The sequence below is a fragment of the Vibrio sp. 10N.261.51.A3 genome (genome assembly GCF_041471965.1).
GTDB lineage: Bacteria > Pseudomonadota > Gammaproteobacteria > Enterobacterales > Vibrionaceae > Vibrio > Vibrio crassostreae_C.
The window spans coordinates 1-10,589 of the sequence record NZ_JBFRPK010000088.1; the positions used below are offsets into that span (position 1 = coordinate 1).

Annotated in this window: 11 protein-coding genes; 7 read left to right on the forward strand and 4 right to left on the reverse strand. The window is 43.7% G+C overall.

Features of this window, described 5'->3' with window-relative positions; all coding sequences use genetic code 11:
• Positions 1-139 precede the first annotated feature (139 nt).
• Both focA and AB4371_RS19460 read right to left on the reverse strand, forming a co-directional pair.
• Positions 140-982 (reverse strand): formate transporter FocA, encoded by an 843-nt coding sequence (gene focA / locus AB4371_RS19455; RefSeq protein ID WP_372150524.1) that lies wholly within the window; start codon positions 980-982, stop codon positions 140-142.
• Positions 983-1,345: 363 nt separating this feature from the next.
• Positions 1,346-2,653, reverse strand: coding sequence for an ATPase (locus tag AB4371_RS19460; protein WP_017065323.1), 1,308 nt, complete (start codon positions 2,651-2,653; stop codon positions 1,346-1,348).
• Between the two features lie 257 nt (positions 2,654-2,910).
• On the opposite strand from AB4371_RS19460, the gene AB4371_RS19465 reads away from it, so the two are divergent.
• The 3 genes from AB4371_RS19465 (at position 2,911) to AB4371_RS19475 (ending at position 4,768) form a co-directional block, all read left to right on the forward strand.
• The gene (locus AB4371_RS19465; RefSeq protein WP_017060280.1) at positions 2,911-3,141 is read left to right on the forward strand and encodes a TIGR02647 family protein; all 231 of its coding nucleotides are present in this window, start codon (positions 2,911-2,913) and stop codon (positions 3,139-3,141) included.
• A 114-nt stretch (positions 3,142-3,255) separates the two neighbouring features.
• Positions 3,256-4,110, forward strand: a complete 855-nt coding sequence (locus AB4371_RS19470) for an NAD(P)H-binding protein (protein WP_017060279.1) — start codon at positions 3,256-3,258, stop codon at positions 4,108-4,110.
• Positions 4,103-4,768: a YdcF family protein gene (locus AB4371_RS19475; RefSeq protein ID WP_032545711.1), complete on the forward strand. Its 666-nt coding sequence runs from the start codon at positions 4,103-4,105 to the stop codon at positions 4,766-4,768. The genes AB4371_RS19470 and AB4371_RS19475 overlap by 8 nt, the downstream gene beginning before the upstream one ends.
• Before the next feature lie 149 nt (positions 4,769-4,917).
• Here the strand turns inward: AB4371_RS19475 and AB4371_RS19480 are convergent, their stop codons facing one another.
• Both AB4371_RS19480 and cysS read right to left on the reverse strand, forming a co-directional pair.
• Positions 4,918-5,496 carry a thymidine kinase gene (locus tag AB4371_RS19480; RefSeq protein ID WP_017060277.1) on the reverse strand — a complete coding sequence of 193 codons (579 nt, stop codon included), beginning with the start codon at positions 5,494-5,496 and terminating at the stop codon, positions 4,918-4,920.
• A gap of 98 nt (positions 5,497-5,594) precedes the next feature.
• The gene (gene cysS / locus AB4371_RS19485) at positions 5,595-6,980 is read right to left on the reverse strand and encodes a cysteine--tRNA ligase (protein WP_061039411.1); all 1,386 of its coding nucleotides are present in this window, start codon (positions 6,978-6,980) and stop codon (positions 5,595-5,597) included.
• Positions 6,981-7,169: 189 nt separating this feature from the next.
• Between cysS and AB4371_RS19490 the strand changes: the two genes are divergently transcribed.
• The 4 genes from AB4371_RS19490 (at position 7,170) to AB4371_RS19505 (ending at position 10,466) form a co-directional block, all read left to right on the forward strand.
• The gene (locus tag AB4371_RS19490; protein ID WP_017060275.1) at positions 7,170-7,664 is read left to right on the forward strand and encodes a peptidylprolyl isomerase; all 495 of its coding nucleotides are present in this window, start codon (positions 7,170-7,172) and stop codon (positions 7,662-7,664) included.
• A 77-nt stretch (positions 7,665-7,741) separates the two neighbouring features.
• Positions 7,742-8,476 carry a UDP-2,3-diacylglucosamine diphosphatase gene (gene lpxH, locus AB4371_RS19495; RefSeq protein WP_017060274.1) on the forward strand — a complete coding sequence of 245 codons (735 nt, stop codon included), beginning with the start codon at positions 7,742-7,744 and terminating at the stop codon, positions 8,474-8,476.
• 123 nt (positions 8,477-8,599) lie between these two features.
• Positions 8,600-9,817, forward strand: a complete 1,218-nt coding sequence (locus tag AB4371_RS19500; protein WP_372150525.1) for an EAL and HDOD domain-containing protein — start codon at positions 8,600-8,602, stop codon at positions 9,815-9,817.
• Positions 9,818-9,953: 136 nt separating this feature from the next.
• On the forward strand, positions 9,954-10,466 hold the full coding sequence (locus AB4371_RS19505; RefSeq protein ID WP_017060272.1) for a YchJ family protein: 513 nt from the start codon (positions 9,954-9,956) through the stop codon (positions 10,464-10,466).
• Positions 10,467-10,589 lie beyond the last annotated feature (123 nt).

Here is a 10,589-nt window from a genome sequence, read left to right on the forward strand (position 1 = left end):
GCTCGGCGCACAATAAAAAACGGCCTGCAATGCAGGCCGTCTTGTAAATGTCATAAGTCAGTTCAGTGTTTCCACAGAGCGTTAACTCATCTCGTCAACTGAGTTAGTCACGCCATCTTTGTCGATAGCGCCACCTTTATTAGTCACGTAGGTAGATCAACCAGTACCACATACCAACAAAGATACCGCCGCCAATGATGTTACCGATGGTAACGGGCAGCAAGTTGTTCATCAAAAAGTCCGCCATGTTCAGATCAACATAGTCCGCAGGATTAGCGCCCGTCATTGTCCAAAATTCAGCTGGAGCAAATGTTTTGATGCCGATAGCTAAAGGCACTTGGAACATATTTGCAATACAGTGCTCAAAACCAGCCGATACGAACATCGCTACAGGTAAAATCATTACCGCAATTTTGTCAGTCAGAGTACGTCCACTAAACGTCATCCATACCGCGATACAAACTAATACATTACACATGATGCCGAGCGCGATAGCTTGGATAAAATCATGGTGCATCTTATGTTGAGAGATCGCCATTGCATTCAAACCCACTTGGCCTTGGTCGAACATGTACTGTTTGGTCAGTAACATACAAGCCACCAGCAGCAATGCGCCAATCAAGTTACCTACATAAACCGTAGCCCAGTTCTTAACGAGCGTGCGCCAAGTAATCTTGCCACTTGCACGAGCAACCAGAGTCAGCACCGAACTGGTAAATAGCTCACCACCGGTAACAACAACGAGAATTAAGCCCAAGCTAAATGCAAGACCACCTAATAAGCGAGTAATACCCCACGGCAAATCACCAGCACCAGTCGTTACGATGGTGTAAAACACAAACGCAATACCGATATGTATGCCAGCGGAAATCGCTAGGAGAAAAGATTTGATTGGATCTTTGGTTGCTTTACCTACGCCAATATCTGCAGCGCGCTCAGCCATTTGTGGCGGTAATAATGAGTCAAATTGGTTTAGATTCATGATGATTTACATTTTGAAACATGTCGTCGGGAGCGCGATAATCCTCTCTTTCATTTCTGAATTCAAGAGCTATTTTAGGCACAAAATAGCTCTCACAGCCTTGTTGAAAGCAAATAGTCCGAGTTATTCCAAATTCATACGACTTTAGTAGTAAAAAGAAAACTCTGCTGAATGATTAGTTATCAGCATAGAAAATAACACATCTATAAATATCAACAAGTTAAGTTGAAAATCAAAGAATAACGTACACTAAAATGGCTCACAGAGCGCTTTTATTTCTAGATTTTGACATAGATCAACAGAACGTAAAAAAAGCGCCCTAAGGCGCTTTTAACTCAATCACAAATAAAGAAATTAGTGATGCTAAACCGAAGGTTCAATCACTTCTTCTGATGATTGTTCTAGGGTTGAATCCTCTAGAGTAGATTCAACAGCTGGGGACATCACATCAGAGTCACTTTCGTTGGCCACTTTGCCACCTAAGCTTTTCAAACTATCCACTAACTCTTCTAAGCTTTTAATGTGAGCATCACTCTTGGTAATCTGCTCACCGAGCAACTCACTGTGCTTGGTTGCTTCAGACAGTTGCTGCGCTTGCTTCTGGTTTTCAGACTCCAGCTTAGCTAATTGCTCAGTCAAAGTTTTAATCTCTGACTTTAATGACGCCGTCATGTCTGAGCCTTTCAGCGCTTTAACACTCGCTACAATTTTTTGAGACTGAAGACGCAATACAACATCACGGTGATCTTCATCATTAACCACTCGTGAAATGCTCAATAACTGGTTCTCTGCATTCAAAACCGACTGTTCGAACTGGTCGCCTTTTACGCTCGCCAGCACTTTGACTTCATGAGCAACACTGCGTACGTGGTTTAATTCGAACTCCGCAGCGTGAACTGCGTCTTCAATGATAGACTTTTCACGGGGACTGGCTTTCACTTGGCTTTCTGCCAAAGCAATTTGAGATGCCGCTTTAGCAAACGTCAGTGGAACAACGTCATCGAAATCTTCATCTTCCAAGAACTCTAATTCGTTCTTCAAAGGTTCGATGTATTTCTTATGCGCCACTTTAACTTCTAGTAAGCGAGCATTGTTAAGAAATTCCACCTGCGCTTCTTGAGCGTCTTCAAGCTCATCGACCAGCACATACTCGAACAACTCGCTGTATTCTGAATACAAACGTTTGTAGCTCGAGGTAAACATGGTATCTGCGCCAAGAAACTTCAGGTAATCCATTTGGACAATCGAATCCGCGAGTACTCGATCAGCCTTCTTCTTTAACACTAAGATCGAGTCATAGTTTGATTTGATCAAAGCGATTTTTTCATCGAAGGCTTCAGCGTAAGTTAGGCTCGAAAAAATGGAGTAACTCTTGGTTATCCGAGTTTCGTCTTTAAGTAAGTCCGCATAAATGCTTTCAGCATCATCCCATGCGTCTAATAGTTCATTGTAATTCTCTGGTGCATAGAGAGACAATTGAGCATGGTCTTCAAGCTTAACTTCCCATTCGGAGTAAACGCTTTGGACAGACTGAAATGAACGGACCTCTATTGTCGATTCATTATTGTTGTTTGTGGTTTGGTTCGCGTCTGTCTGCTCTGAGGGTGTACTTTGACAACCTGAGATAGCAAATAGCATACTGATCGTTAATGCTACTTTGTTCGCTCTCACTTATGCATATCCTTTTTATACAATATTCGCTCAATGCAAATTATTTCTAGTCACAATATATTACAACCACTTAGCAATAAACATCACTGATGATTTAAGTGGGTGCAAATCACCCAATATAACCAAAATAAACTCATCACTCGATGATTAATCAATCAATTTGGTATCACTTATCAATTCTCTTTATTTGCTATTGCCTGAGCCGAGAATGCGCACTAAGGTGAAGGTAGAGAACGTTATGAATATATAGGTCAATTATGAAGTACAACGCTGAACATATTGCTGATTTAAACCTCCTTCTTCAATTTGATGTAAGTAGTGCAGCTACTGGAATTAAAGTCCATCAAGAGGCTGCTCAAGAAACTCAAGACGCTGTTAAGCGCCTATTCGAAAAAAACCTTTGTACTCAGCCAGACGGCGGTTACCTAACAGATGAAGGTATCGAGATGGCAGAGCGCGCAGACAAGCTTCTTCGCGTACTAAACTAAAGCTCCATTGTTCTAGTAAAAACTCCACTTGCTTCGGCCGTGGAGTTTTTTCATTTTTGGGCAAAGCTTTGTTAGGCTTATTGTAAATTCGTCATTTGCAGTTGTGAGGAACACATGGCTTCTATATTTATTGTCGGTGCAGGATGGGTAGGTGCACCTTTATCTGAACATTTAGAAAAACATGGTAACCGAGTAGTGGTCACGAAAACGACCCAAGCGGGAGCAGATGCCATTGGTAGCGAACAAATTCCATGTGAAGTGTTTAGCTTTGATTCATCCGATCCACAACAGACTATCGGGCGACTCTATTCATTGTTACTCGAAAACAACACTGAAATTGTGATTGGCAGCTTCCCTCCTGGCTTTAGAAAAGGAGCAGGACAAGAGTATGCCGACTACTGGCAGCAACTCACCAATGCATGCCAAAAGGCCAACATTAAAAAGCTCATTATGGTTAGTTCAACTACGGTATACCCAACTAAGCCGGGTGTGCTGAACGAGCTGGATGCATCACTCCCCCTTTCGACCTCAGATAACGAGCACGCGTCTTTATTTTCCGATAACGCACGAATCATGCTGCAAGCTGAACAGTCAGTGATTGATTCCGGTATCGACTACACCATTCTTCGCTTTAGTGGCTTAATCGGCCCAAGCCGTCACCCATCACGCTTCGCAAGCAAGTTAAAACAAGTCAGCACTCAAGCTCCAGCCAACATGCTGCACCTTGATGATGCAATTGGTGCTGTCGATTTCGCTATCAGTCAACTGCACAATGAAATAGTTAACGTGACCACACCAAATACAGTCAGTAAGGCGGAGTTTTATGCCGCGGCACTGAAAAGCGCCAACAGCAGTGAGCCTCTGCCCGCTGTTGTTGATACCCCAGACAAGTTAATCTCTTCGAAGAAGATTCTCGACTTAGGTTATTCATTTAAATTCGAATCCACACTGGACGCACTTCATGACTGAACAATCTATTGCTAACAAAAATCCCAACATAAAACTGCATCGCTCAGTCGACACCCTTTGGAACTTTATGTCGATGGGTCACAAGGTTACGCCTTCCGACTGTATCTTTGTATTGTGTAGCAACGATACTCGCGTAGCTGAATATGCAGCCGAGCTTTATCACCAACAGATCGCGCCTTACATCGTTTTTTCTGGCGGTGTGGGACGCTTTACCGAAAGAAGCTTTGAACGCTCAGAAGCAGAAACATTCGCTTCTATCGCACGAGATTGTGGCGTGCCTGACTCTGACATTATCATAGAGAAACACGCAACAAATACTGGGGAAAATGTACGATTCACTCATGAGTTGCTGACAGAAAAAGGGTTATCGCCGAAGAGGCTAACCTTAGTTCAGAAGCCCTTCATGGAGAAACGTACCTACGCAACCTTCAGTAAACAATGGCCTGACGAAACTTCCGAGATTACCGTGACGTCGCGATGGCAAACTTGGGATGATTACTTTAACGAAGAGTTGCCGTTAGATATGGTGTTAGGCGCATTAATTGCTGATTACGAGCGAATCAAATCCTACCCAGAGAAAGGCTTTCAGATTGAGATGCCGATCCCCGACGACGTTGACCACGCCTATCAAGCATTGAAGAAGCTCGGTTTCGAATAAGCAAAAGTTAGACTTTGAACAAAGTAAAAGCTCGGCAGGAAATAAAACAAAAGCTCGGCTTGGAAGAAAGCAAAACACAGGCCCAATAAACAAAAACGGTGACACTTGGTCACCGTTTTTCGTTCTTTCGCGTTAGCAAATAGAGCTGCTTATTTACCTAACGCTTCTTTGTAGTGCAGACGGCAAACAGAAACGTATTTGTCGTTACCGCCAATAGCCACTTGGTCGCCCTCAGCAATCGCCACACCGTGCTCGTCGGTACGAATTACCATGTTCGCTTTACGGCCACAGTGACAAATTGTTTTAAGCTCAACAAGTTTATCTGCCCAAGACAGTAAGTAACGGCTACCTTCAAACAGTTCACCCAGGAAATCGGTACGTAGGCCGTAACAAAGTACAGGGATGTGCAGCTTATCAACCACTTCTGTTAATTGGTACACCTGCTCCTTCGATAAAAATTGGCACTCATCGATCAAAACACAATGACGCTTTTCTTCCTCATTGAGCTTTTTGATCGCATCAAACATGTTGGTGTCATTTTTAAACAGCTGAGCTTCAGATTGCAGACCAATTCGTGAGCTCACTTTACCGATACCATAGCGATCGTCCAAAGCTGCCGTAAAGATCACTGGCGTCATGCCACGTTCTTGGTAGTTGAATGAAGATTGAAGAAGCGTTGTTGATTTACCCGCATTCATTGCCGAGTAATAAAAATACATCTGAGCCACAGAAATATTCCTGTTAATTAAAAGTTGAAGATAGAAAAGGTGAAAATAGAGAATTCGTGCTAGAAAAAAGGGCTGAAAATCAGCCCTTTTTATAAGATTTACTTACGACGCCAAGTCGTACCTTCTGGGCCATCTTCCAGAACAATACCCAACTCGTTTAGCTTATCACGTGCAAGGTCGGCATTTGCCCAATCCTTTGAAGCACGAGAGTCGTTACGCAGTTTGATCAACGCTTCGATTTCAGCCACTTCGTCGTCGTTACCTGCCGCATCACCTTGTAGGAAGGCTTCTGGCTCTTGGTGAAGAATACCGATGATGTCTGCTAGTTCACGCATCAATGCACCCAGTCCGCTTGCTTTTTCAATGCTTTCAGGCTTGATACGGTTGATTTCACGAGCCATTTCAAACAGTACTGAATAAGCTTCAGGTGTGTTGAAATCATCGTTCATCGCTGTAGAGAATCGAGTCACGTACTCTTCGCCACCGGCAGGAGCGGCTGTAAGGTCTAGGCCACGAAGTGACGTGTATAGACGCTCTAGTGATGCGCGAGCTTGGTTTAGGTTATCTTCGCTGTAGTTTAGCTGGCTACGGTAGTGACCAGACATTAGGAAGTAACGTACCGTTTCAGCATCGTAATGTGCTAGCACGTCACGGATAGTGAAGAAGTTACCCAGTGATTTAGACATCTTCTCTTTGTCTACCATCACCATACCACTGTGCATCCAAGTATTTACATACTGAGTGCCGTGCGCGCAGCAAGACTGTGCGATTTCGTTTTCGTGGTGAGGGAACTGCAGATCTGAACCACCACCGTGGATATCGAAGTGGTTACCAAGAATAGACGAGTTCATTGCTGAGCATTCGATATGCCAACCTGGACGACCCGGGCCCCATGGCGATTCCCATGTAGGTTCACCTAGCTTAGACATCTTCCAAAGAACGAAGTCTAGTGGGCTGCGTTTTGCAGATTCAACATCAACGCGAGCACCCGCTTGAAGCTGATCAAGGTCTTGCTTTGAAAGCTTACCGTATTCGTCGAATTTCTTTACTTCAAACATCACGTCGCCGTTGCTTGCAACGTATGCGAAACCACGTTCAATCAGCTTTTCAACAAGCTCGATGATTTCAGTGATGTATTCTGTCGCACGAGGCTCAACATCTGGACGCTTCATGTTCAATGCATCAAAGTCAGCGTGCATCTCACCGATTAAACGCTCAGTCAGAGAGTCACAAGACTCACCGTTTTCGTTAGCGCGTTTGATGATTTTGTCATCGATATCTGTGATGTTACGAACGAAATTCAAATCGTAACCAAGGTAACGAAGGTAACGAGTTACTACGTCGAAAGAAACGAACGTACGACCATGACCAATATGACAGAGATCGTATATGGTTACCCCACAGACATACATGCCGACTTTGCCAGCTGTAATTGGTTTGAATTCCTCTTTCTGTCTTGTGAGCGTGTTATATATCTTCAGCATGATCTCTATCTATTTTATGGATTAATCAAAATAAGCTCGCAGTATAACAAGTCATACCTTAATAGGTAATCCCTAAAAGCAGGAATTACCTCAAACATCCGAGTTAAGTTAATGATTTGGTGATTTGAAAGTCTGCCAACATGCGCTAGAATTCGAACTTCATATTAAAAAGACAGTAAGGTAACAATCATGATCATCCTTCACACAAATTTTGGTGATATCAAAGTTCAACTTAACGAAGAAAAAGCACCAGAAACAAGCGCAAACTTTCTACAGTATTGCCGTGACGGTTTCTACGACAACACACTATTCCACCGTGTTATCGATGGTTTCATGATTCAAGGCGGCGGCATGACTTCTGGCCTTAAAGAAAAGGCAACTCGTGCAACGATCAAGAACGAAGCAAACAACGGTCTAGCGAACAAAGTTGGTACGCTAGCAATGGCTCGTACTATGGAACCGCATTCAGCCAGCTCTCAGTTCTTCATCAACGTTAACGACAACTCTTTCCTAAACTTCCGTAGCGAAAGCCTAGACGGTTGGGGCTACTGTGTATTCGCAGAAGTTGTTGAAGGCATGGACATCGTAAACAAGATTAAAGGTGTTAGCACTGGTTCTATGGGTATGCACCAAGATGTACCTCTAGAAGAAGTGATCATCACTGGTACTACAATCGAAGCTTAATTCATCGCTTTCGGTTAGTATTGATGAGCCGATAAAATCAGGATATAGGGAGCGAATCGCTCCCTTTTTTTAGACCTATGAAAACATATTTTATATCAGATCTGCACCTTTCTCCGTCACGAGAAGACATCACAGACTGCTTCTTAACCTTTATGAAGAAAGAAGCCGTAGAAGCGGATGCACTTTACGTATTAGGTGACCTTTTCGAATTCTGGATTGGTGACGATGATAAGAGTGAATTCGCGACTTCTATCCGCCAAGCGTTTATCGACTTAGTGAAAACAGGCGTGCCTTGTTACTTTACTCAAGGGAACCGCGACTTCTTAGTCGGCAAAAAATTTGCTAAGCAAACGGGCGTACAACTTCTCGACGAAGTTTCTACGATCGATATCTACGGGCAAAAAGCGGTAGTATTGCATGGAGATACCCTATGTACTGAAGATGTAAAGTACCTCGCCTTTCGCGAAAAAGTGCATCAGCCATGGTTACAATGGGTCTTCAACCGAATTCCATTTTTCATCAAGAAGAAAATTGTTTCAAAGGTTCAATCAGATATCAAAGATGACAAGCAGACCAAGTCTCTCGACATCATGGATGTGACACAGCAAGAAGTCGAAGATGTGATGGAACGAAACAATGTCGATCTGATGATCCACGGCCATACTCACCGCCCAGACATCCATACATTCAATGCTAACAATTGCACTAAAACCCGTATCGTACTTGGCGATTGGTATACGCAAGGCTCAGTGCTGGTGTTCACGCCGCAAAGTTTTGAACTACAGAATCGAGCGTTTAGCAATAGCTTTTAACATCACGCTTAAACTTTCACTTTGATTATTATTGTCGGTCAGACTTTCTTAGAAAGTGTATGGTAATTTCTAGTGAATTAGCTATTATCTCTCTACCAGAAATAAACCGAACACAGTACCAAGTTGAAATATTCATACGTAGCGCGTCAACCAATACTCGACACAGGCAAGAAAACCATAGGTTACGAGTTGCTATTCAGGGATGGTCCTAAGAACACTTTCCCTGAAGTAGAGCCGGAGCTCGCTACTAGCCGTTTGCTTTCCGATCACTTCTTATCGACCCACTATAATACGTTGGGTGATAAGCTTGGGTTCGTGAACTTCCCATATGCAAGCCTAATCAACTTAGTCCCTACTCTGTTCCCCAAAGAAAGCCTCGTTGTTGAGGTTCTTGAAGACTGCGAACCAACAGACGAATTACTTGAAGCAATCAAAACCATCTTTGACGCGGGTTATACCATTGCGCTAGACGACTTTGTGCCAAGTAAAGCTTGGAAGCGCTTCTTACCCTACGTTTCAATTATCAAGTTCGATATCCGTTTGACGCCAATTGCCAAAGCAGCGATGTTTATGAACTCTCTCAAAGGGCTAGATATCAAGTTCCTTGCTGAGAAAGTAGAAACGTACGAAGAATACCAAGAAGCGAAAAAAGCAGGCTTCACCTACTTTCAAGGTTATTTCTTTAGCAAGCCAGAGATGATCCAAACGCGTGCGCTCAACCCGGCATTCCTGACGACCGTTCAGCTGTTAAAAGAGATTGCGCACGACCCTATCGACTTTGGTGAAGTAGAGCGTTTGATTACGCTCGATGTGACCATGTCGTATAAGCTACTTACCTACGTAAACTCCGCTGGCGGTTCACCAACAACGATTCGTTCATTCCGCCAAGCGCTTATTTACCTTGGTGAACAGAAACTGCGTAAGTTCGTTTCACTGGTGGCTATCGCATCCGCGAAAGAAGATAAGCCGGACTCACTTTATGGCTTAGCGGTAATACGCGCACGTCAGTGTGAACTCTTGGTTGAGAAGATGAATGTTAAGGTTGAGCCTGGACAAGCCTTTTTGACCGGTATGTTCTCTCTGTTGGACTCACTCTTTGACCAACCGTTGAAGCAAGTACTGGACTCAGTGCCAATCGACGATGAGATTAAACAGGCCCTTATCCAACGTAAAGGCGTGTTAGGTGCGATTTTGGCCATGGTTATTGCTTATGAACAAGCCCGATGGGACGAAGCAACGCGCATTCGTAAACTTCTCAAGCTCAGTGAGGCTCAACTAGGCCAAGCTTACGATGAAGCAACGACTTGGGCACAAGAGCTATTGTCTCCAGCCTTGAAATAGTAAACTTCGCGCTAACACTTTGATAATTTCAATAACTTCAACAGAAACCAAACTTTGGTGAGAGATCGTTTCTTGGTAAACTCCCACGCATTCACTTATGGCCTCTTAATAGAGGCCATTTTTACAGGATCTGACTATGTCTTTATGCCCATGCGGTAGCAAAAATACTTACCAACAGTGCTGTGAATCAGCGCACCTTCACCACAGTGCTGTTGAAACGCCTGAACAGTTGATGCGCTCTCGTTATTCAGCGCACGTGTTGGGTTTAGTTGACTATGTTGTTGCGACTTACCACCCTAGCTGCAACGCAGAAGCGCAAAGAGAAGGTATTGCCGAATCTATCAACAGTGATTGGGCAGGACTAGAAGTCATCGATACTGCGGTAGGCTCGCACCAAGACGAAGGCTTTGTTGAGTTTAAAGCTTACTTCAATGAAGAAGGCGCACAATACTGCATGCAAGAACGCTCTCGCTTTATACGTGAAGACGGTCTTTGGTACTACATTGATGGTACCTTCCCAGAGCAGGAACAAACTACACAACCAGAAATTGACCCACGCTTAAATCAAACCGTTGAGAGCTTTAAAATCGGCCGTAATGATCCGTGTATTTGTGGCAGTGGTAAGAAATACAAGAAGTGCTGCGGGTAACTCGTTCGACTAAGAAGTCAGATTAAGAGAAGAGATTCCTGATGTCGCTTAGGCTCCTCGGAATGACGCAAAGTCAGAGGTTAGAAAAGTGACGTAGGGCTTAGAAATCTTGAAATCTTGAAA